The sequence below is a fragment of the Mesorhizobium sp. Mes31 genome (assembly GCF_024519675.1).
In the GTDB taxonomy this organism is placed as follows: domain Bacteria; phylum Pseudomonadota; class Alphaproteobacteria; order Rhizobiales; family Rhizobiaceae; genus Mesorhizobium.
In genome coordinates this window covers 1-20,669 of sequence record NZ_JALJRL010000037.1, presented here as the reverse complement: position 1 = coordinate 20,669, position 20,669 = coordinate 1, and the positions used below count along the sequence as shown (strand labels likewise).

Annotated in this window: 20 protein-coding genes and 1 pseudogene; 11 read left to right on the top strand and 10 right to left on the bottom strand. The window is 59.9% G+C overall.

What is annotated here, in order from left to right:
- The 4 genes and pseudogenes from NR193_RS32565 to NR193_RS32550 all read left to right on the top strand — a co-directional run.
- Positions 1-570 (top strand): annotated as a pseudogene (locus NR193_RS32565) (hypothetical protein); the annotation flags it as partial.
- A 597-nt stretch (positions 571-1,167) separates the two neighbouring features.
- A complete protein-coding gene (locus NR193_RS32560; protein WP_256754756.1) occupies positions 1,168-1,449 on the top strand; it encodes a hypothetical protein in 282 nt (93 codons plus the stop codon).
- 2 nt (positions 1,450-1,451) lie between these two features.
- Positions 1,452-2,405, top strand: a complete 954-nt coding sequence (locus NR193_RS32555; protein ID WP_256754755.1) for a RimK-like protein — start codon at positions 1,452-1,454, stop codon at positions 2,403-2,405.
- A 2-nt stretch (positions 2,406-2,407) separates the two neighbouring features.
- Positions 2,408-3,037 (top strand): hypothetical protein, encoded by a 630-nt coding sequence (locus NR193_RS32550; protein ID WP_256754754.1) that lies wholly within the window; start codon positions 2,408-2,410, stop codon positions 3,035-3,037.
- A gap of 232 nt (positions 3,038-3,269) precedes the next feature.
- On the opposite strand, the gene NR193_RS32545 is transcribed toward NR193_RS32550, so the two are convergent.
- Genes NR193_RS32545 through NR193_RS32535 form a run of 3 tightly spaced genes read right to left on the bottom strand, consistent with a single transcriptional unit; the run spans position 3,270 to position 4,335 of the window.
- On the bottom strand, positions 3,270-3,845 hold the full coding sequence (locus tag NR193_RS32545) for a Fic family protein (RefSeq protein WP_256754753.1): 576 nt from the start codon (positions 3,843-3,845) through the stop codon (positions 3,270-3,272).
- Positions 3,845-4,054 carry a hypothetical protein gene (locus tag NR193_RS32540; RefSeq protein WP_256754752.1) on the bottom strand — a complete coding sequence of 70 codons (210 nt, stop codon included), beginning with the start codon at positions 4,052-4,054 and terminating at the stop codon, positions 3,845-3,847. Before NR193_RS32540 ends, NR193_RS32545 begins: the two co-directional genes overlap by 1 nt.
- A gap of 32 nt (positions 4,055-4,086) precedes the next feature.
- The gene (locus tag NR193_RS32535; RefSeq protein ID WP_120017675.1) at positions 4,087-4,335 is read right to left on the bottom strand and encodes a DUF6290 family protein; all 249 of its coding nucleotides are present in this window, start codon (positions 4,333-4,335) and stop codon (positions 4,087-4,089) included.
- A 39-nt stretch (positions 4,336-4,374) separates the two neighbouring features.
- Here NR193_RS32535 and NR193_RS32530 point away from each other — a divergent pair, with 39 nt between their 5' ends.
- Genes NR193_RS32530 through NR193_RS32510 form a run of 5 tightly spaced genes read left to right on the top strand, consistent with a single transcriptional unit; the run spans position 4,375 to position 7,659 of the window.
- On the top strand, positions 4,375-4,650 hold the full coding sequence (locus NR193_RS32530) for a multiubiquitin domain-containing protein (RefSeq protein ID WP_256754751.1): 276 nt from the start codon (positions 4,375-4,377) through the stop codon (positions 4,648-4,650).
- A gap of 12 nt (positions 4,651-4,662) precedes the next feature.
- On the top strand, positions 4,663-5,052 hold the full coding sequence (locus tag NR193_RS32525; protein WP_120017677.1) for an E2/UBC family protein: 390 nt from the start codon (positions 4,663-4,665) through the stop codon (positions 5,050-5,052).
- Positions 5,049-6,434, top strand: coding sequence for a ThiF family adenylyltransferase (locus tag NR193_RS32520; protein WP_256754750.1), 1,386 nt, complete (start codon positions 5,049-5,051; stop codon positions 6,432-6,434). Before NR193_RS32525 ends, NR193_RS32520 begins: the two co-directional genes overlap by 4 nt.
- Positions 6,431-6,766 carry a DUF6527 family protein gene (locus tag NR193_RS32515; RefSeq protein WP_256754749.1) on the top strand — a complete coding sequence of 112 codons (336 nt, stop codon included), beginning with the start codon at positions 6,431-6,433 and terminating at the stop codon, positions 6,764-6,766. Before NR193_RS32520 ends, NR193_RS32515 begins: the two co-directional genes overlap by 4 nt.
- Positions 6,763-7,659, top strand: coding sequence for a hypothetical protein (locus NR193_RS32510; RefSeq protein WP_256754748.1), 897 nt, complete (start codon positions 6,763-6,765; stop codon positions 7,657-7,659). Before NR193_RS32515 ends, NR193_RS32510 begins: the two co-directional genes overlap by 4 nt.
- Positions 7,660-8,005: 346 nt before the next feature.
- Here NR193_RS32510 and NR193_RS32505 read toward each other — a convergent pair whose 3' ends face one another.
- Complete coding sequence (locus tag NR193_RS32505; RefSeq protein ID WP_256754747.1) at positions 8,006-9,349, bottom strand: IS1380 family transposase; 1,344 nt, start codon at positions 9,347-9,349, stop codon at positions 8,006-8,008.
- Positions 9,350-9,487: 138 nt separating this feature from the next.
- Between NR193_RS32505 and NR193_RS32500 the strand changes: the two genes are divergently transcribed.
- Entirely contained in the window at positions 9,488-10,531 is a 1,044-nt protein-coding gene (locus NR193_RS32500; protein ID WP_256754746.1) for a hypothetical protein, read from the top strand.
- Between the two features lie 238 nt (positions 10,532-10,769).
- On the opposite strand, the gene NR193_RS32495 is transcribed toward NR193_RS32500, so the two are convergent.
- The 4 genes from NR193_RS32495 to NR193_RS32480 all read right to left on the bottom strand — a co-directional run bounded on the left by NR193_RS32495 (position 10,770) and on the right by NR193_RS32480 (position 17,993).
- Positions 10,770-14,084 carry an exodeoxyribonuclease V subunit beta gene (locus tag NR193_RS32495; RefSeq protein ID WP_256754745.1) on the bottom strand — a complete coding sequence of 1,105 codons (3,315 nt, stop codon included), beginning with the start codon at positions 14,082-14,084 and terminating at the stop codon, positions 10,770-10,772.
- Complete coding sequence (locus NR193_RS32490) at positions 14,075-16,609, bottom strand: PD-(D/E)XK nuclease family protein (RefSeq protein ID WP_256754744.1); 2,535 nt, start codon at positions 16,607-16,609, stop codon at positions 14,075-14,077. Before NR193_RS32490 ends, NR193_RS32495 begins: the two co-directional genes overlap by 10 nt.
- A 636-nt stretch (positions 16,610-17,245) precedes the next feature.
- The gene (locus NR193_RS32485) at positions 17,246-17,491 is read right to left on the bottom strand and encodes a transcriptional regulator (protein ID WP_256754757.1); all 246 of its coding nucleotides are present in this window, start codon (positions 17,489-17,491) and stop codon (positions 17,246-17,248) included.
- A 265-nt stretch (positions 17,492-17,756) separates the two neighbouring features.
- Positions 17,757-17,993: a helix-turn-helix domain-containing protein gene (locus NR193_RS32480; protein WP_023669162.1), complete on the bottom strand. Its 237-nt coding sequence runs from the start codon at positions 17,991-17,993 to the stop codon at positions 17,757-17,759.
- Between the two features lie 164 nt (positions 17,994-18,157).
- Between NR193_RS32480 and NR193_RS32475 the strand changes: the two genes are divergently transcribed.
- Entirely contained in the window at positions 18,158-18,667 is a 510-nt protein-coding gene (locus tag NR193_RS32475; protein WP_256754743.1) for a helix-turn-helix domain-containing protein, read from the top strand.
- A gap of 16 nt (positions 18,668-18,683) precedes the next feature.
- Here the strand turns inward: NR193_RS32475 and NR193_RS32470 are convergent, their stop codons facing one another.
- Positions 18,684-19,937 (bottom strand): CapA family protein, encoded by a 1,254-nt coding sequence (locus tag NR193_RS32470; RefSeq protein WP_256754742.1) that lies wholly within the window; start codon positions 19,935-19,937, stop codon positions 18,684-18,686.
- A gap of 73 nt (positions 19,938-20,010) precedes the next feature.
- The coding region (locus tag NR193_RS32465; RefSeq protein WP_256754741.1) for a transporter substrate-binding domain-containing protein at positions 20,011-20,669 on the bottom strand (659 nt) is incomplete at its 5' end.

Below are 20,669 nucleotides of genomic sequence, written 5' to 3'. Positions count from 1 at the left end.
GGCTGGCTCGCTCGGGGTACTGATTTCTTCTGGTTCTATGAAAATGGCAAACGCCTTCCGCTGCGTCTGGTCGCCGGAGAACTCATCGATCCGGCGACCGGTATGAAGGTGGCGTGCTTCACAGCCCCCGACATACTCGAGCGGCTGGCAAACCGCAGCCTGGTCCCGAATCTCCTGCTGATGTTTCTGGTTTTGTCGATCCTGCCCTGCGTGCGTGCGCTTGGAGGCAGCTATCAGCCGATCTACTACCCCCTGATGCGCTATGTCGTCTGCCGGGCGCTCGAGGCCGCAGGCGTGGATGGAGATCTTCGGCAGGCTCTCGCAGCCGACGACGTGCCGGGGGCTTGGGGACATCGGGTAATTGAGTGCGATGATGATCCGCTCGAGCTATTCCTAAATGGCAGGAACGGCGGGATGAGTGATCGTATAGATCGTTTGGGCGACATTTCCTTCGTCGAAGCATGTGGAAGCATGAAAGGCTTCGTGTCTGACCCGTCGTGGCATGAACTTCACAGCCGGTTGCGGCGGGGGTTGGTCACGCCGGCCGATGAGGAATGGGCTTTTTCCTGAAATGTCTTATACGCTTCCAGCAACTGGCATGTGTACGCCGGATTGCGAATGGCGGCTTCGCGCCTCACTCGCCATAGAGTCAATCCTTCGCGTGTCGCAGCTATGGCGGTGATCCGCGAGACGCAACAATTTCGTAACGCGCAGTGAGATGAATCAATGGCTTGGCTCCAATGAGGTCACAGCGCTTAGTGACCAGGCGCATTGGCCGACCGTCGATACCGCCGCGATCTAGAAGCAATTCCGGACCGAGGCACTGTCTGGACCTATTTTGAAGTGGATCGCGCAGCAGTGGACCATGCAGGGCGCTGTTCCAGCATTCGTCAGCCGGCGATCCCTGGTCGGATCAATATAGACCGGGCCAACGGGGTAGTTTCGGTCACGACACCGGATTTCAAGCGCGTCACCGGCATGCAACATCGCCTCCTGCAACTGGCTCCGAGTTTGTTGCAGGTTGAATACGCGCCTGACAGCCAAAGCTCTCGTATTTTCAGAACGGGTCGTGGGGAGGCTCGGTGGGAAATGCCTTGATTCGGCTTTGTCCACCGCCCTCTTGGACAGATTGAAAGATCGGGATCAGCAAGCCTGAATCACCGGCCCATGATTTTGCATGTTCACTGTTTTTCTTTATCATATACGGTACTTGATTATCTGCCGCGTTCACAACTGCTCTCCAAAATAAGGACAACCCTGATGCATTTTTTGCAAACCAAAGCTAAGAAATACCAAGCAAATGGAGACGGACAGCCGAAGGACGCTACTTATGATTTTTCGGCTGGGGTTTGGCGCAATCGGAATGGACTAGTAGCTTTCCAGGATGGGAATGACTCCGTTACCAAGAAAAATGACCTTGAAACCGGAGAGGATCAAAAAGGGGAATAACTTTGCCAATTGAGGTGGATGTACTGCTCTTATCGAGCTTGGCTGATCTCTCCACCGATCGCGTCTGCTATCATCTTTCGACAATGGGTGTTCAATATTTGCGGTTGAACAGAGAACAATTGCCGGATGTTGGACTTCAAATAGACCCGTTGAGAGCACGCCTGACCTGCAGTTATGCCGATCATGTATGGCACGTAGGGGCTGAACTTAGATCAGTGTGGTGGCGGCAGCCAACGTTTCTCAGAAACACGCCAGGGAGGGCGCTGACCGCCGAGGAGCAACTCGATCGTTCCCAATGGTCTGCAGCAATGCGTGGGCTGATGCTTTTTGATAATGCCCGTTGGTTCAATGATCCTGCCGCGACGTATCGCGCGGAATCAAAGCCGTATCAGCTGCGGGAGGCGTATAAGCTCGGTTTCGACGTGCCTGAAACGCTGATCACAAATGACAAGACCGCCGACGTTCCTGGTCTCTTGGGGCAGAAATTGGCAATCAAGAGCATTGATACGGTTCTACTATCGGAGGGGAGCAGTCAACATTTCGGATACACCATCCTTACCAACTGGTCTGATTGCGTCGACGTGGACTTCCACACGGTTCCTGTTACCTGCCAAGCGCTCCTATCACCGAAGCTGGATCTCCGAGTCACGTTGATCGGCGAATGCGTTTGGTGCAGCACAGTGGAAACTGAAGAAGGTGGAGTTGAAGGGGATTGGCGTCTACGGTCAAAGGCGGAACTCATTTACAAAGAGCACCAACTTCCGGCCGAACTCGAACGACGTTGTCAGGCTCTGATGAGTGTACTAGGGCTAAGATATGGTGCGATCGATTTGGCTCTCTCCGCAGGGCGATACTGGTTTATAGAAATCAACCCGACAGGTGAGTGGGGCTGGTTGGATCGTGATGGTCGCGGAATCTCGGAGGCCATTGCCCTGGAGCTGGCTTCGGAGGTCTAAACGTGATCAGAGTCCTTTGGTCGTATCTGTTCGATGCGTTTCGGACACCTTTGGTCAATCGTCGTATAGCGAAGCGACTTCAATCACTCGATTCACACGAATCGTTCAGCGATATTAGGTCGCTCAGTGACGATGACATTAAGAAGTATGTTGATTCCGAATGGACGCGCGCAAAAGAACTGGATGACAAACTATCGAAACTTACAGCGTCGTTGTCTATTGCGCTGACTGTGGGTGGAGCAGTGGCGAAAACGATTGTCGACGGCTTGGCTGCATCGCAAATCAAGATCGCCGTGCTTACGCTTTTATTCCTGTCGATGGTGTTCTTCCTATACGGAGCCATTCTTGGATTCAGAGGCCTACGACCCAAGCCTCGATTCGGTTATGGCGCGAAATTTATGAATGCTGTCGAAGCGGGCGGGGAGGGCGCTCGAAAGACATTAAATGAGGCTGCCGCCAGCTTCGAAGTTCTCAATATGATTCGAGCAAACGAAGCATCTGCCGCGATCGACCTTATCCGAAACGGCATCATTTTCTTTGCTGTCGCTATGGCCCTCAGCTTTGTTGCCCCACCTAAGTCGCCTGACGCCCACCCCGCGCTCCCTCGAACGGGTGTCCAGTCAACACCCTGATCGTTGCGGGATATCGGTCCAAATTGGGGACCTTGAGGATTTGTGGGGCAGTCACGTTGCGGCCGACCAAACGGGCAATTTCTGTGGCGCGGTTCCCGCCCGCTCGGAGAGCCTCCGTGACCAACCTCCCCACAGTTCCTCATGCTCTGCAGGCACGCTCGTCGCACATGCCTCAGCCCGGTTTTAGGCGCACGCGATAGACGCACGTATTGAACGGCGCACACCCAAGATCTCAACGGAGCAGATGACGAAGCTCCAGGACCAATCGGGTGAGATCGCCCGCGTAGCTTGTGATCATCGCCGGCAAAAATGTTTCTCTTCTGATGCGACTAAAATCCATGGGATATCCCGCGCGCTCGCCGAGCATCGCCATGAATGACAGTTGCGAACGGCCATTGCCTTCTCGGAAGGGATGGATCGCATTCAGTTCGCCCAGGAAATGGGCCGCCTCGGTCACGAAAGCCTCAGCGGTCTCTGCTCCAATCACCGACGGAAGCACATTGAAAAGCCGCTTCATCTCGCCGTCGATATACTCCGGAAAGCAGAACGGATTGCCAGCCTTCGCAGTTCGCACCGTGCGGTACTTGCCAGCCCAACTGTAGACATCCTGGAACAGGTGATAATGGACGCGGCGATAGTGGCTCGGGTCATAACGACCGCGCGGGAGCGGCTCGCCAGCCCGCAGCGTTGTCATTTCAAGCTCAAACGCCTCGAGCAATGAGGGATCGCGCAAGCCAAGCTTGTTCTTTAACGTCGTGGTGCCTTTGTAGGCGTAGGGATCGTCGAAGGCGTCGTAACCGACCGACATCACCCGCGTGACTTGGCGTCCTGGTAAGCGCGGATGATCTCGGCCCGCTGATCGTCAGGCGAAAGCTTACGCTTCTTCAGGTCCGCGAGACGCTTGCGGCTAGCCGCGCTCAAGTTGATGCCTTCGACGGCTGTGATCGCCGCGAATGTGCGCTGTCCGAGGATATGGCTGGGCGCGCTAGGCGTCAGACCCTTGGTGGTTTTCTTCATGCTTCACCTGTAATCGACGGCGACACGACCAACTAGCGGTCGAGCAGCTTACGCGCTTGTGAAATGCGGTCCTTGAGCCCGGCCTGGAAGCTTGGGTCACGTCTGCGGGTCTCAATATGGGTGGTTATGGCTGCCCGAATAATATCGGACACGGGCCGATTTTCAACGCTGGCGACCATCTCCAGGGCCTGAGCCTGCTCTTCGGATAGGCGAACAGTCATCGCTTTAGCTTGTTTCATGGCGCTGTTTTGCACCAAAACAAGCCTATTGTCAACCATCATGGTATCATGGTATCACGGTATCACTTAATGGAGGTGACGATGAGCGAAATACAGAATGACGAGCACGGGCGTCCCGACCGTCCCAAGACGTTCGAGATCAAGATAGATCGCATGAACTACAAGGTCTCCGAGGCGGTTCTGACGGGAGCGCAGTTGCGTCAGTTGCCGGAGCCCCACATTGGGCCGGATCGCGATCTCTTCGAGGTCGTGCCGGGCGGATCCGACGTAAAGATCGAGGCTGACGCGAAGGTCGAGATGCGCAATGGTCTGCGCTTTTTCACGGCGCCGGCGCAGATCAATCCTGGCCGTGGGTGAGGGAAGGCGACGATGCTGCCAGCGGTCGACCAGGACTATCTGCAGGCCCGGGCGCCGGGCCATAGCGTTTCGCTCGATGGCGGCATGATCGCTATCATTATCCCATCCTTTCCGCTGCCGTCCGGTTTCACGGCCGTCGCAGCTGATCTCCTGCTGCGGCTGTCGCCCGGGTACCCGGATGTTGCACCAGACATGTGGTGGTTTGAGCCTGCGGTGCGCCGTACGGATGGGCAGGTGATCGAGGCGACCCAGTCGCAGGAGGCCTATCTCGGCCGTACATGGCAGCGTTGGTCGCGCCACTTTCAGGCTGGACAGTGGCGGTCCGGCATCGACTCGCTCGAAAGCTACCTGACTCTCGTCAGGAAGGAACTTGACGTTGCCGGGAGGGCGCGCGCCGCATGATCACCACTTTGGTCCTTCCGGGCTCGCTCGCCGACGAGATCTCGACAGCCTCGCGCAACCCGCTTGAATGCGCAGCGGTCCTTCTTGCGCGGCGTATCGACACTCGTGCCGAGGTTCGTCTTCTTGGGAGATCGCTGCACTGGGTGCCGCAGGCGGCCTATTGCGAGCAGAGTTCGCACCACATGCTGATCCGCTCCGAAGGCTATGTCGGCGCGCTCGGCGCTGCCGAAAAAGACGGTGCGGTCCCGATCTGGTTTCACACCCATCCCGGCGAAGAGGGCGTCCCGCTGCCGAGCCCCCACGACCGACAGGTTGACCGTGAAATCGGTGATCTCTTTCAACTGCGCAGCGGCTCTGGCATATACGCGACGCTGATAGCGTCACCGCGTGGCGAGAGCTTTGTCTTCAGCGGCGAGGTCACGCCTGAAGACGGTGAGACGGCGCCGATTGATCGCGTGTGGATGGTCGGTGATCGCTGGCGCCTTCTGCCGAGTTTCGCGAGCCAAGCCGCGACGCCGGACGCGGTCTTCGATCGCAATGTGCGCGCTTTTGGCCCCGATATTCAAAGTGTGCTCGGCGATATTCGGGTTGCCATTGTCGGCGCCGGCGGCACCGGGTCGGCCGTCGCTGAACAGCTTGTTAGGCTTGGCGTGAGACATCTCCTACTGATCGACAACGATACCCTGTCGGCGAGCAACGTCACTCGCGTGTATGGCTCGACACCGCGGGAAGTCGGCCAACCGAAGGTGGATGTGCTGGCGGCGCATCTGACGCGGATCGCTCCCGAACTTCGCTGTGCAACGATTCAGGGCATGGTGACGGTCAAGCATGTTGCCCAGGCCCTTCGGGCAAGCGATCTCGTCTTCGGCTGTACCGACGACAACGCAGGCCGGCTCGTCTTGTCGCGACTGTCGACCTTCCTGTTGACCCCGGTGATTGACGTGGGCGTTTTGCTCAGCAGCGATCGCACAGGGGTGTTGACCGGCATTGACGGCCGGATAACGACGCTAACGGCCGGCGCGGCTTGTCTCGTCTGCCGTGGTCGGGTCGATATGGCACGTGCGGCCGCCGAGATGCGCACGCCCGAGGAGCGGCAGCGATTGGCAGACGAGGGCTACGCGCCGGCCTTAGGCCAGGTCGAACCGGCGGTCGTTGCCTTCACGACCGCAGTCGCCGCCGCCGCAGTTAACGAACTGCTCGATCGCCTGATCGGCTACGGTCCGCCTGAGAGGCCGACCGAGACGCTGCTGAGGCTTCACGAGCGCGAGATCTCGACCAATGAGGCCCTGCCGCGCCAGGGCCACTATTGCCATGTGGCCCAGGGTAAGTGGGGGGCGGGCGATGAGGAGCCGTTCCTAGGCCAGTTGTGGGGCACGGCATGAAGATTTCCTGGTGGCAATGGCTTCCGATCTGGCGCTGGCGCGTGGTCGGTGCGACCGAGTCGGCCGACGAGGTGCCGGACAGGTTGCCGCGCAACGGTGTCGCGCTCATTGGCGACGTCAATCGAATGAAGTGGATCGTCTTTGATTGCCCTTGTCGGACTGGACATCGGATCATGCTTAACGCCGATCCAAGTCGGCGGCCCTACTGGACGTTGAACCAAGTCGTTCGACTAACCATTTCTCCAAGTGTGGATTTCAAGGGAAGTCAACGACGGTGTCATTACTTCATTCGTAACGGCAGGATTGCCTGGGCTAAGGATAGCGACCGATGATCGATAGCGCAGAAGCAGCCGAAGAGCCGCAACCAATTACGCCGCAGCCGCCGCGTGCGATTGAAAAGACACCCATGTACACAGCGATGAATGCGGCGCGCTATCAACGGCAAACGCTCATCCGCGACATCGAAAGGGATCAGCCCAAATTGATCTGCTACGTGGCCGGCAACAAGGCGGCTGTCGACCGCATCGATACGCTTGGCTTCGTCGACATGCTTCACAACATCAATCCAGGCGACCCCATCGATCTGCTGCTGCATACGCCCGGCGGCGACATTGATGCAGCCGAAAAGCTAATCACGCTGGTCAGGAGCGCGGCCGGCGAGGAAGGGCAACTAAGGGTGATCGTCCCGGATTTTGCCAAGAGCGCCGGAACATTGATGGCGCTCGGCGCCAACACGATCGTCATGAGCGACTCGTCGGAACTCGGACCGATCGATCCTCAGGTCTCATCCAAGGACGGCAACGGCTCCGACGTAGTCTATTCCGTTTTGACCTATCTGAACGCCTATGACGCGGCAAAAAAGGCGCTTCGCGAAGCACCTGGCGATCTTACGGATCGGATCACCTTCGAAAAATTCGACCCCACGATCGTGCGCAAGTTCCAGTCGGTCAGGGACCGGGCGCGGTCGTTCGCCGAGAATCTGCTCAAACGGCGGGGCAAGAATTTCTCGAAAATCACCACCGAATTGATGGACGTCGCCAAATATCAGTCGCATGCTCAGATGATCGGCTGGGAAGCCGCTACCGAGATCGGTTTGACGATCGAATACATGCCAGCAACCGACGTGGTCTGGCGCAAATATTGGGCGCTTTACTGCCATTTGCGTCTGGCCATCGAGAGCGAGCAACGGATTTTCGAATCGAATTATGTGTCGCTGCTGCTTTAGGGTCGCAAAGCCTAGTGATGCGCTGGCCAGAGTCTGTGAGCGTGCGGCACCACGGTTGTATGCCTCGTCGCTTGCGATATCAGTCTATCCGCTGTTTCAGGATAATGCTCCCTGCAACCGGAACTCTTGAGGCCTCATTTGATTCCACGTGGCGGGGCAATCAAAATGCAGCTTCAAGAATCCACGGGGCTAGCCCGCCTTATTCATGACGGATCTGGGTTTGTTTGCCGCTGAGCGGCGGACAGGTGGCGGCTCGGCGTCTTTTTCACCGCGGCTGTGTCTGGACTTGTGAACGCGCTGGAGGGTGGAGGCTGTGTGGTTTCGGCGGGGCCTGCTGCCCCGGCGGTCATGGTCCTGCCGGTAGCAGATTGCTGGCGAGCGCCCGGAACAGACTTGCCTCGGGACAGGCGGCGGCGAAGGCCAGGCGGATGCGCGAGACGGTTTCGATGACGCGGGCACCGAGCTTGAGCAGCCTGAGCCGCAGCGTAGCGAACTCGGCGTTGCGCAGATGATGGGTCGTGGGCACCGCCTCGCGCAGGGTGAGCATCAACCAGTATGCGGCGGTGTGCAGGACAAGACGGACCTGGTTGGCAATCGGTGAGCGGCAGGAGGTGCGGTCGGAGGCGAGCTGGCTCTTGTGCATCTTGATCAGGTTTTCGGCCTGGCCGCGGGCGCAGTAGAGAACGTCGTAGATGTGCTCGGCGGAGCCTTTGTCGAGATTGGTAACGACGAAGCGGATGTCGAGGCCGAGGGTGGTTGCCTCGATGCGAGCGCAGGTGCGGCGTTCGGCCTTCCAGGACTTCGCCTTGTAGCGGGTCTCGGCATAGCCGCGCAGCACAGGCTTGCGCTCGAGCGCGCGGCGGGTGCGGATGTCGTCGGCGCTCTCGTCGACGAGCCGCTGCAGAACCTTGTTGCCGGGTAGGCCGAAGAGGTAGTCGATCGCATTGTTCTCGCACCAGGCCATGACTTGCGCCCGGCCGTAATGGCTGTCGCCACGGATCAGGATGCGGGTGGTCGGCCAGCGGGCGCGGATGCGGCGCACGAGACGGCGCAGATGGCCGCGGATCTCCTTGCCCGCCGGGGTCTTGCCAGGACGCAGGATCATGGCGACCGGGCGTCCTGTCGCGGCGTCGTAGATGTGGATCGGCAGGAAGCAACGCTCGTCGTAGTGGGCGTTGAAGAGCGAGAGCTGCTGATGGCCGTGAACGACATCCACCGTGTCGTCGATGTCGAGCGTGACGCTTGCGGGCGGCGCGGCATAGCTCGACAGCCAGAGATCGACCAGCACCCAGCTGAGCCGGATGACGGTGCGCAGGTCAGGCAGGTTCTCCAGCCGCGAGCAGGTCGGCTGCGAGCACAGATCAATCCCGCTGTCGGGCAGCCGCCCGCAGGCGAGCTTGAAGGCCGGGTCGGTACGCAGTCGGTCGAGATCATTGGCGTCCTCGTAGCCGCACGCGATCGCAAAGATGCGGGCGCGCAGAATGTCGGCCATGGCGTGCGTCACCCGCTCTGGATCGCGCCGATCGTGGATCACCGCGGCCAGCCTGTCGGCCAGTTGCAGGCGACGCTCGGCTGCGGCCAGAAGCATGACGCCGCCATCCGAGGTGATGCGCCCGCCGTCAAACGCAGCTGTGATCTTCTTGCGTCCGACGGCTGGAAAAGACAGCGGCAGCAACGTATTCTCGGTCATGGCGGGTGTGGCTCGCGAGATGCGGTGGAAGGGTTGGCCTAAGCAACCGAATCCTACGCCAAATCAATCGCTTAAACTACATCCGCCAGCCTCAAAAGCCCATCGTCGTGCATAAGACGGGCTAGGGACGATTCAAGAATGCTAGACTTATTTGAGCCGCGACTGCCAGACAGCAAACTCCACAAGAGCTTTCGCGAAATTCGATCCAATCCAAGCTATTCCAAGGTGATGCCGGTAATTCAAAGTTGGGCAGCGGGCCTGCTTGGCCGGAACGGCGAGGTGGAAAAATTCGCCAAGGAATTTCAATCGACCTTCAATTCATCGATGTGGGAGATCTATCTCAACAAAGCTTTGACTGACCTCGGCTGTAGCGTGGACTATTCCAAATCCTCGCCAGATTTCTTCGTGACGGCGCCTGGGAATTATCAATTCAACATCGAAGCGGTGATATCGGACCAGCCTGCGGGCGACAAAGAATGGCAGCCTTCCAGCTACCAAGATTTCAAGGATCGCGGTGCGCTAAAGCTAGTTGGGAAAATCAGGGACAAGTTGGAAATATTTCGAGGCAGCAAGGGCAAAAAGCATCCCTATTCTTCGCTGGGCCATGTGCAGGGCCGACCGTTCGTCATTGCCATTGCCCCCTTCGATAGTAGTCAATCCCTCATGCAGAACAATGAGCTGATCAACCTGGTTCTCTTCGGCGTCGGTGCCCCGGAGCTTAAAGGAACCGAGCTTAGGCAAGACAGGATAAGGTCGCTTGCGACAGCTTCCGGCGCGCCTGTAGAAATGGGGATTTTCACGAACGATTCCTTTACGGAGATCAGCGCAGTCATCTTCTCCACAGTCGGGACTTTCGGCAAGGCCGTCGCTGAAAGCAGGATTGAGAGGCTTGTCAGGGCAACCCGCTACAGAGTGATAGAGAAAGAAAGGGTGCAGCTTGGGTCACCACTGTGGCAGCTCGGGACTCATCGATTTCAGATCGACAAACTGAACTACCTCGTGACGCAAAGATGGGATTTCGGTGGCGATATCATAGGCTCCGACGTGCACATCCAGCATTCCTCGTTTCATCGCGAGAGCCATCTAGATGGCTGCACGTTTATTTTAATCCGCATGCGGCAGTGCCATTTGAACCGAGCTTTACGTGGCCAGGGGAGGTTTCCCGAAATTACTATGATGTGACGGCCGACCAACCGATCCAAATACATCCCGATCGCGCGTTGGTGTCCCGGCAGGTTTTTGAAATGAGCCCTTTCTGGATACACCATCTCCTTAAAAGCTATGGTTTTGTGTGATGTCCCCATGCCGCAGCTGAAGCTACGCATGACCGCTTTGCGCCTCCTTCTGGCCATTTAGGTACGGTCGTGCGGATTCTGAAAGCAGACATCCCACACGCAGGCAGAACAACGCGGGCTAGCGCCTACTTGAGCTGCGTAAGAAGTTGGTCTCGAGCCCCTATCCAAATCAGTTCACCGGTCGTCATGAACACCACCGCGCCGGCGATCGCGCTAGTAATTTCCAGATAGTCGCTGACCTGAGTCACATAGCGAGACCTAATCTCGGGCGACGGCGCTGTATCCGACTTCCAGTCGAGAAGGCCAAGCACTTTGCCGTCGCGTACGATCAGTGCGTCTACGCGACCCGCCAGGAGGGTGGCTCCATCCGAGTGCCACACTGGGACCTCTGCCACGAGAAACGGCAACATTGCAGCGACGTCCCCGATAGCCACCGTGTCCCGGATAGACTTGGCGGCCTGATTGGCGTTAGGAAACTCGACTTCGCTGTCTGGCAATTGGGCGCGCAGCTCGGTCAGCAGCTCATCGGCACGATGGGTCAGCGCTTCGAGGCTCACCTCTAGCTCGCCTGCAATCACCTCTTCCATTAGCTTATGGAGCAGCGTGCCGCGCAGTGGGCCGGCGCCGCCTATCGGCGCCGGATCGGTCAGCTCGCTCGATGGCGGCAGATCGATGTCAGGAGGAGTGCGATCGGCATCATGAAGGCTCGGCTGGCGCCACCGAAGCTCTGGGGCGCTCGCGACGACGATCGCGGCCTCCTCGGCAAACTTCTCCGCGGTCTGCAGATTGTCCTCTCCTGCGCGATCTTCGAGAACCCTCTCCGGCAATAGATCAAGTTTGACTTCAGGCAATTCGAGCTTGTCAAGCCGCACGGCTCGGTACCACGACGCGGCCCGCGACGTCGGCAGGTTAGGCACGATTAGCAGATCCCGCGCCCGGGTGCAGACGACGTACCACATCCGCTGACGCTCAAGAGCCTGCTGGCGCGCCTCTTCCTTGCGGGCCGCGTCGAGGGATGCCGGAGCCACGCCGCCCACCACCCAATGCAGCGTGTTGTCACTGGGCTGGTGAACAAATTGCGAGGACGGACGGAAATTCGTCGCCGTGCCAATCGGAATGACGATCGGCCACTCCAACCCTTTCGAATTGTGCATCGTGACGATCTGCACGGCTTCTTCGACGCTGTCGCTTCGCCCTTCCTGTACGATGGCGCCGCGCTCCCATTGCTGCTGCAACTCCTCCACGAAGCTCGACAAGCCGAATACCGAGTAGCGGCGGGCCATCTCGACCAGCGCATCGAGATTGGTGATCGCGCGGGCATTGCGGCTGACATGGCGCGCCGCGAGGATCGGTCGCATTAACAACGCTTCGATCGCCTCGGACAGCAGTTGCGCCGGTGGAATGACGAACGAACGCCGTCGCAGCCGCTGCAGCGTTTGGATCGCCGACTTCGCATAGGCATTCGAAAGGACACTTACATCAATCAGCAAACTCAGATCGGGGGGCCGTCCATCCTTCCACTCCCCGAGCTCTTTGATGATATCGAGAAGCTCAGCATCGCTCAGGCCGATGATCGGCCCGCGCAGCAGGGCGCCGAAAGCGAGCTTGTCGGTGGCATCGGACAAGGCCCGCAGCAGCGTCAGCACATCGAGTGTTTCGGGCCGCCGCATCAGTGCCTTGCCGGCCTGCGAGGCAACCGGGATCCGGCGCCGCTCGAGTTCCTGCTCGTAGCGCCAGAGCTCGGTATGGCTCGCCGCCATCAGCGCGATGTCGCCAGCTCGCGCCGGCCGCACGCTTCCATCCTTCTGGCGCACCGGCAGCCGGCCGATCAGCTGGTCGCAAATCTCCCCGACGGCGAGCGCCTCGAGTCTACGCACCTCGCCTGGCCCTTCGTCCTCGGTTCCGATCGAGAGCCGGACGACATGCGGCATGGCAGCCGGCTGGTGCTCGATCGTCGGATGAAGGGCAACATAGGCCGGCTGGCTGCCGCCATCGAACACCTCGGCAAAGTTCAGGTTCACGAAATCGATGATCGAACTGCGCGATCGGAAGTTCGCCGTGATCTCGACGAGCGCGCCATTGGGCTGGCTGATGATGAGGTCGCGCGCCGCACGATAGGCGACGATGTCGGCATTCCGGAAGCGATAGATGCTCTGCTTAGGATCGCCGACAAAAAACAATGCGCCGGGCCGCAGCCGGGCCTGCCGCCAGTCGCTGACCGGCCCGTCGGCGGCGATGGCGAACAAGATCTCGATCTGGAGGATATCGCTGTCCTGGCACTCGTCGACGAGGATGATCGGGAACCGCGTCGCGACATTGTCCCGAACCTGCTTGTTGCCAATCACCAAGTCGCGGGCATGTGCAAGCAAATCGTCGAAATCCATGACGGCAGCGCGCTGCTTCATTTCGTCATAGGCGTCGATCGCGGCCTGCATCGAGCCCGACAGCTGCCAGATCATGCGGCTGCCGGCATGGGCGAGGAGCGCCAGCAGCTTTTCGCCAACCGCTTGATAGAGCGCGAGCACCTTATCATGCAGCCGGGCGCCCTGTTCTTCTCCATGCGCCTTCTTGAACGGTCCGAGACGCTGGAAAGCCTTGAACTCGAAACTCTTCCACTTCATCGCGCCCACCCGCGGGGGCTTGGTCAGCCGCCATAGCGTGTCGAAATCCACCTCGCGGGCGAACGCACCATCATAATAGCTGCGCAGCTGGTCGAAACCGGCCACGTAGTCATTGGTCTTCTTGTCGAACGGATGGTCGGCAACCCAGCGCGCATAGGCATCGATCGCGTCGACCAGCTCGATGTCCGGCCGCGCCAAAAAATCGGGACGCGGCGGCAGCGCTCGACGATGCTGCCGGCGGACATTGGCCAGGTCCCTTAGCTCGCGCTCGACTTCGAGCGGATCGTCCTCGGCTAGGACAACGACGGCCCGATCGAGCGTTTTGCCACTCGATAGGGCTTTAATGAACCAGTCCGAGAACGCCTGATCGAACATCGCGTCCGCCGCCATTTCGTCGGCGATTTTGATGCCGGGGTCGAGCTTGGCCTCGACCGCATTGTCGACGATGATCTGCTGGCAGAATGAATGGATAGTCGTCACCGTCAGCTCGTCGATATAGGCCACTGCCACTTCGAGCGCGTTCTCCTGCTCGGGGCTGAGACCGTTCGGCAAGGTGGCCTTGAGTTCGAGTGGCACGCTGCCCGATAATAGCTCATCGACCACCGAGTGGATGCGCTTGCCCAGCTCTGAAGCCGATGCCTCGGTAAAACTGATGGCGGCAATGGTGCCGGGGTGACGCCCCTCGGCCAACAGCATCGCCACCCGGCACGACATGAGCGTCGTCTTGCCGGTCCCCGCCGCAGCTTCGACCACAAGGTTGGTCGAAAAGTCGGTGACGCAGCGCTCGCGCGCATCCTGGTCCGGGACGATCAAGGACATGAGCGCCAGTCCTCGAGCGGCGCATTGGCGACAGAGAGGGCGTCGCCCTTGTCAGCAAGGTAACCCTGGAGGTCAGCCGGCCTCGCCAGGCGATAGGCGGAGTACTTTTCGAAGGCGTCGGGGCCCGCGATGGCGAACCCGCTCTTGAGCGCAGTGGTCGCGGCGTTCACGAAAGCGGACAAATCCGTGATGGCCTTATCGAGGCGGTCGTTCTCGAGCGGTCTCGTCGTGGTGAGAGTACCGAGAAACAGCAATCGGGCAACGACACGGCTGGGCCGGGCGAGTGTCCGTATGGCGATGGCATAAAGCACCCGCTGGAGCTCCCGGCCCCCGTCCATCACCAGGTCGTCGGGAGATAGCTCGGGCTTTGACGTCTTATAGTCGGTGATCCGCGCTACGCTTCCCGATTTCGCCAAATCCAGCCGGTCTATGCGGCCGATGACCCGGACGCCGGTGCCGTCGAGGATAACATCAAGCTCCTCGGGCCATGGTGCGCCGGCAGGATTCGTAGCGCCGCCGAAGTTGAGCTCTGTCCATGTGTTGAGCGAATGCGGCAAGTCCTCGTCGATCCTGAGCGCATGAAGAGTTAGATCGACGGCCTTGCCGATTGTGGTGGCCCACAGCGTCGCCGGCGGCACAGCTCGCTCGAGCGGCCATGCCGCCTCTATACCGGCGGCAGCGTCCCTGACAACCTGCTCGCGCTCGTCGGTCGACGTCTTCTGAACCCCACCCAGTCGGTCGAGTTGACGAACGCTGGCGGCGATGAGCTCGTGCACCAGCTCGCCGAAGCTTGCCGCGTTCAAGACCAGCGGCCGGTGCGCGAATTCCCTCGGCCGCCAATCAAACCCGCGGTGCCACATGAAAGCCTGAGGATCCCGCAAAAGCAGCCGAAGCGCGATCGAGGACAGTGGCTGCTCGAGCGTCCTCAGGATGACCGGATGGTTCGGGGGGATCAACCCATCGAACGGGTTTAGTTCACTATTCAGCGCCGCCCGCCAACGGGCGCGGCTCCGCGAAACCTTGGGATCAGCCATCGCGTCGGTCGGGCGCGAAAGCAGCCGGTCGGCTTCCGAGAAGCAATGCACCGGCACGCGCATGCGCGCCAGTTCGACCTCGTCCTCCTTGGGCCATAGCGGACTTGCGGCCTGCAGCCCACCGCGCACTGAGCGGCGGCTGCGCGATAAAGCCAGGTGACGGGCATGGCCAGTAATGATGTCGAAGCTCGTGCGATCGATCTCGGTGACTGACCGCGCCTGCAACTCGCGCCGTGGCACCACATGATGCGGCACCAGGGGATCGTCGCCGCCGGTTCGGGGCCACGACCTGACCGACAGCCCGATCAGTCGGGTGGCGGGACGAGGGCTGGCAGCGAGTTGATCCGCTGAACACCATACGACCGAATTGGCGGCGTCGTTCTCGTCGGCGACCCGCAGATGTTGCAGCGACATGGCCAGCGCCTCGGCCGGCGACGCTCGCAGCGCGTCCTTCCAGATGTCTTTTGCGTCGGCACCAAGCAGCAGCTCGCCGAGTTCGAGCGCTTCGCCAATCCCCTTATCGAGCCGGCGCAGGATCGGCAGTAAGACATGCTCGGCCAGGTCGCTGTCAGCGCGGCGGTCCCTGGCTTTGGAGAGCGTCGTTTCCCACTGCACCACACTGTTCAGCGACGCGGCCGGCCGGATGCCCCGTGACCAGTCGGCCGGTAGGAGTGTCAAGGCGCCGGACTTGGGCAGCCCGAGCAGCAACCGGCGGACCCGATCCTGGCTCAGACCGCGCAAAAGAATGTCGGCGAGCGCAGCGCACGTCTGGCCGGCGGCGGTTGACAGGGCCGGAATGCCGCCGACGAAGTTGATCGGCAGCGAAGCCTCCCGGCGGAGCACCAGCATGTGCTCGTCGTAGTCGCTCGGAGAAGTGCTGGCGATAGCAATGTCGGAAGCGACGACCGTGCCGCTACTCATGAGCTCTCGCGCCCAGCGCAGCGCTTCGATCACCTCGCTGCGGTGATCTGCCACGGCCTCCACCCGACGGAATTCGGAGGTCTCTAAGGGCTGCTCGACCAAGTGCCCGGCAAACCATTTGCGGTCTACCTTTCCCGATGTGCGCCACTCGACATGCGGCACCATGGCATTGATCAGCGGACGCCATAGCGGCTCGATATCGACAATGCCGTCAAGCACAATCGGGCCAAACAGCTTCGGTGCCTTGTCGGCACGCGCGGCGGCTCGGTCACGCAGGTCGGAAGGCAGCAGCCAAGCTGCGGGGAGTTGGCCACGGATTTGGGCCTCGATACGCTTGAGGTCAGCCATCTGCTCGCCGCGTTCGGCGAGGGATTTGAGCTCTAGATCGGCATTCCAGATCTTGCCCAATGCCTGCATTACCGCTCGCGGCATGCCGGGCAAGCCGGCAATGTCGTTGAACTTGCTGAAGCCCCCCTCGACCAGCGCCGCCCTGATCAGGGGGAAGAGCACTTCGGGTGGCGCCATTTCGACGAAGCCGCCGCACAGCCGGGCGGCAAGCTGGGGCAGCATCAGGACCTCGCGACCAATAGCGTTTGCGCACGCGGCCGCGGCGCGATGCATTCGGTAGGCCAGTAGGCCTGAGACCAGCACGGTTTCACGCTGGATCGATCTACCTACGCTAACCACTTAGTCGCCTGTCCTGACGCGCAGGTCCGTTCGGCCTTGAAACGCCGGCGGGTTGAGGGATGACAAGCCTTCCACCGACCAGGGGGCGGGGCACTATCGCCCGCAAATCCGGGGGTGGTAATTCTTGGATATGTACGCCAAACCTCAGGCACGTCAGTGTGAAGTGCTCCGAGGCCGAAGTGGAAGGCAGCCGTAGGAGTATGCGCTTAACCAAATTATTTCCTTTGGTATGAGTTTGTCCGTTCTGCTCATATTGACAACCCAGCGTAGAGCAACTTGTAAGGCCGCTACTAGCCTGCCGAGGCCACAGGGCCGTGCGGCCCGGTGACCTCATTAGCCGTTGGAATTCTGCGCTCAGAATGGCAAATTTTAGAGTGTTGTTCTCAATAGCAGACAGACAGCTCTCGGCCACTTTCGGTCGTTCACTGTAACCTATACGTATGTATGGTCGGACTCGGCGCAGGGCGGCTGGAGGTCGGTGTCAGATTGACGATCGCTCGAAGCTGTGTTCCGCGGTCGCTATTGCCGTCTCGCCAAGCGCAGGCCAGCGGCACCGCCGTTTTCCGGAATGAACTCGATGCCCGCCTTTTCAAGGGCAGTACGGATCGCGTTTCGATTTGCTATGGTGATCGGAGGAACGCCATCCGCAGCTTCTGCGCGCCTGACCGTCGCCACTCCCACGCTAGCTGCATCGGCCAAATCTTCAGCGCTCCAACGTATCGACGCTCGCGCCGCTCTGATCTGGCCGCCGGTAATTTCTTTCATATCATCTAATTTCAAGTTGATCTCTTATAGCTCATCTGATATGAAATCGATCACCAAGCCTTCTGGGCCGAAGCACAGCGGCAGGGCGCACATAAAGACTAGGTGGGGGACGTGCGTCAGCAGTCATCCCAGTCTTACCACAACCAAGGTTCGGGAAACTCGGATCATGGCTGATTCCGACAATACCACGACTTCGCCTCTCGTCACCCAGGAGGGTACTGGTGGCAATTGCAATTGCGAGAACTGCCTTTCCGTCACGGGACATTCAAACCTGAGGATCTAAGAGCCGTACACCTTCACCCTTTTGGCCAGCGGACAAGAATTCGACACCCGCTTTTATCAGAGCCGCCTCGATGGCCTGCAGAGTACTGATCCGGGAATCCACCTTGCCGTTTTCCAGCCGGGCCAGCGCATTCAGCGATACAATTGCCTTGTCAGCAAGCTCCTGCTGCGACCAACCAAGCAAAGCCCGTGCGGCTCGAATCTGTCGTGGACTGACCATGAGTCCACAATCGGCAGGCCGATTTTGTTTGCCACATATAGGGTCATTTTGCACCCTATAAGGTATATTAAATGGCGATTCGACTGCAGATAACATCGACGCGAAGAACTCGGCGCGTAGCGACAGACTCTCTTTCCGGCTGATTCGTGGAGGATCGAAAGGCCTTGTTGAAACCGCAACGAACCGTCGTCCTTCGGACGGGGCCGAAGCTAAAGATCGAGAGTGACCCTCATCCCGCCGATCAGCATGTCGGCAGGCAGATAGCGACCGTTCGCGTCCAGTCCGACGTATCGCAAGCCCAGCTTGCCCGGTTGATAGGCATCAGTTTCCAGCAGCTTCAGAAATACGAGAACGCGCGGAATCGCGTGAGCGCGTCGATGCTCTACGAGATCGCTACGTCGCTGGGCGTTCCCGTCAGTCGCTTCTTCGAAGGCCTGCCGGGAAACGATAAGACCCGCGTCGAGGCACGGCCCCTGCCGGTCGATGAGCGCCTGGATTTCATTGCCAGCGCGGAGGGTCGGCGCTTGATTGAGGGGCTAGTGACTCTTCCGCCCCGTGTGCGCGGTCGCGTCTCGTCCCTGATCGCAGCGTTAGGAGAAGAACTGGTCCTAGACACAAAGGCGAATATCGAGACGGCCGGCGAACCCGCGCCGGCCGAATTCAAGACCGCCTGACGGCCAGTCAGGCCCGTCAGCCGTATTTTCGGGCAGCGGGCACGGCGATGCGACCGCAAGCCGAGGACACTTCGATTTCGACGCCGAACGCCCGCGAGCGGGTCGCGAATCCCTCGAGGATGTCTCGCGCCGCGCTTCCAGTGACGGCGACGGGTACCAATCGGCCCGTTGCCGATCCGAGAGACTGAGCTTCCGCGCCGATCACGACGGGGAGGAGATCTATTTCTGCGAGGTTTCCGCCCGCATCATAGCGGCAGGCGGCCACGATGCTTTGCCAGACTTCCGGTGGATCCCATTCGTTTTCGTCGGGATGGACGTGGAAGAGGAAATTTCCGAGGCCGTAGAAGATCGGCGAGCCATTGTAGATTTCCACGGCCTGCAGCACCGGAGCGCCGTGGCTGACGAAGAGGTTCGCGCCGGCGTCGATGCACATCCGGGCAAAGGTCTGCACCCAGCGCGGTACGTCCTGCCAACCTGGTTCCCAATGATGGTGGTGCAGATAGGCAATGACGAAATCGCCTTGTGCCGCCGCGTGCCGGATGGCGGACAGATGGACAGTCGCGCTCCGCTGATCGACTTCGATCAGACGGCCGAAATGGGCTGCTTGCGTGAACACGGTCCCGTAGAAATTGATCTCCTTGTCAGCCGACACCTCTACCGGGTCCTCCGGTTGCGCATAGTTGGCCAGTTCAAAAGGCGAACTTTGCAAATGAGCGCCCAGCCTTGCCAGTCTGCGGAAATGTCCGTCTGGCACCCCCATCTTGCGAACGGTGTTCAGGCGATTGACGCCGGGCCGAGGCGGCCGGAAGGCCGTGCGGTCTTCGGCATACATATTGGTCGGGCCGGGGCCTGCATCCATCGCAAGAAGCGCGACCTCGCGCGCGCCCAGCCGGCGGCGGCCCGGTTTCCTGGCGTCAGTCTCATCGGCTCCGATGCCGGCATGCAGGAAACCGCGCGCTTCCACTTCCTCCAGCGTCGAGAGGATGCCGCCAGCTCCGAGATCGAAGGCGTGGTTGTTTGCGAGCGCAAGCGCGTTGAAACCGATGGCCTGCAATGCGTTGAGCACTTCAGCCGTGGAATAGCCGAAGTATTTGCCCTTGGTCGGCCACCCGCCGTGCTTGCCGAGGATCGTCGACTCGAAGTTGGTGAAGACGACGTCGCCTTGGCGCAGGAAGTCTATAACCGCGATGAAGCGTTCGTCTTTGACGTCACGGATGTCGTGCTTGATCAGGGATTGGCCGGTAACGACCGCGCAGAACTGGTCTTTCATGAAGCTCGCCTTGAAGGAGGGGAGGGCGCCGGCGTTCCGGCCAGCGCCACGTCAATGTCGAAGTCGGTGCCGCCTATTGCGGGAGGGCCGGTGAGATATCGCTCTTGAACCATTTCAGGCTCAGCGCCTTGATCGTTCCATCCTTGGTGGCCGCGTCGATGGCCCCGTTGAACTTGGCGAGAAGTTCGGCATCGTCCTTGCGCATACCGGCGCCGACGCCCGGCCCCCAGAGCCCACCCTTCAGTTCGGGGCCGAAAAACACCGCATCCGAGCCGGAAGGCGTCTCCAGAAAATCCCGCCAGGTGAAATAGTCGGCCAGACCGCCGTCGATGCGACCCGCGGCAAGATCGAGCTTCATGTTGTCCTGGCTGTCATAACTGCGGACGGTCACGACATCGCCCAGGAGTTCCTTCACGACGGCTTCCGAATTCGATGAGCGCAGGGCCCCGATCGCCCTGCCGGCGAGTGTCGATCTGAGGCGTTCGATGGTCGCCTTTTCCTTGTCCCCGATGCTCGAGAGGTTGACCTTCTCCTTGATGTCGCCAGGATCGAGACCCAGGTCCTTGCGCACAACGAACTGGTTGAAGCCGGTGGCGTAGGGAACTGAGAACGCAATCTTCTGCTTGCGTTTTTCCGTGATCGCCATGCCAGACATGATTACGTCGAACTTGCCGACGAGCAGTGCCGGGATGATCCCGTCCCAATCCTGCGGGACGAAGGTACATTTGATCT

Bases quoted from the DNA above. Each gene is read 5' to 3' on its own strand.
- NR193_RS32560 (WP_256754756.1), top strand. From the start codon at position 1,168: ATGATTTTGCATGTTCACTGTTTTTCTTTATCATATACGGTACTTGAT.
- NR193_RS32545 (WP_256754753.1), bottom strand. From the start codon at position 3,845: ATGTCGGTCGGTTACGACGCCTTCGACGATCCCTACGCCTACAAAGGC.
- NR193_RS32540 (WP_256754752.1), bottom strand. From the start codon at position 4,054: ATGAAGAAAACCACCAAGGGTCTGACGCCTAGCGCGCCCAGCCATATC.
- NR193_RS32535 (WP_120017675.1), bottom strand. From the start codon at position 4,335: ATGATGGTTGACAATAGGCTTGTTTTGGTGCAAAACAGCGCCATGAAA.
- NR193_RS32530 (WP_256754751.1), top strand. From the start codon at position 4,375: ATGAGCGAAATACAGAATGACGAGCACGGGCGTCCCGACCGTCCCAAG.
- NR193_RS32525 (WP_120017677.1), top strand. From the start codon at position 4,663: ATGCTGCCAGCGGTCGACCAGGACTATCTGCAGGCCCGGGCGCCGGGC.
- NR193_RS32520 (WP_256754750.1), top strand. From the start codon at position 5,049: ATGATCACCACTTTGGTCCTTCCGGGCTCGCTCGCCGACGAGATCTCG.
- NR193_RS32515 (WP_256754749.1), top strand. From the start codon at position 6,431: ATGAAGATTTCCTGGTGGCAATGGCTTCCGATCTGGCGCTGGCGCGTG.
- NR193_RS32510 (WP_256754748.1), top strand. From the start codon at position 6,763: ATGATCGATAGCGCAGAAGCAGCCGAAGAGCCGCAACCAATTACGCCG.
- NR193_RS32505 (WP_256754747.1), bottom strand. From the start codon at position 9,349: ATGACCGAGAATACGTTGCTGCCGCTGTCTTTTCCAGCCGTCGGACGC.
- NR193_RS32500 (WP_256754746.1), top strand. From the start codon at position 9,488: ATGCTAGACTTATTTGAGCCGCGACTGCCAGACAGCAAACTCCACAAG.
- NR193_RS32495 (WP_256754745.1), bottom strand. From the start codon at position 14,084: ATGTCCTTGATCGTCCCGGACCAGGATGCGCGCGAGCGCTGCGTCACC.
- NR193_RS32490 (WP_256754744.1), bottom strand. From the start codon at position 16,609: ATGCTGCCCCAGCTTGCCGCCCGGCTGTGCGGCGGCTTCGTCGAAATG.
- NR193_RS32485 (WP_256754757.1), bottom strand. From the start codon at position 17,491: ATGAAAGAAATTACCGGCGGCCAGATCAGAGCGGCGCGAGCGTCGATA.
- NR193_RS32480 (WP_023669162.1), bottom strand. From the start codon at position 17,993: ATGGTCAGTCCACGACAGATTCGAGCCGCACGGGCTTTGCTTGGTTGG.
- NR193_RS32470 (WP_256754742.1), bottom strand. From the start codon at position 19,937: ATGAAAGACCAGTTCTGCGCGGTCGTTACCGGCCAATCCCTGATCAAG.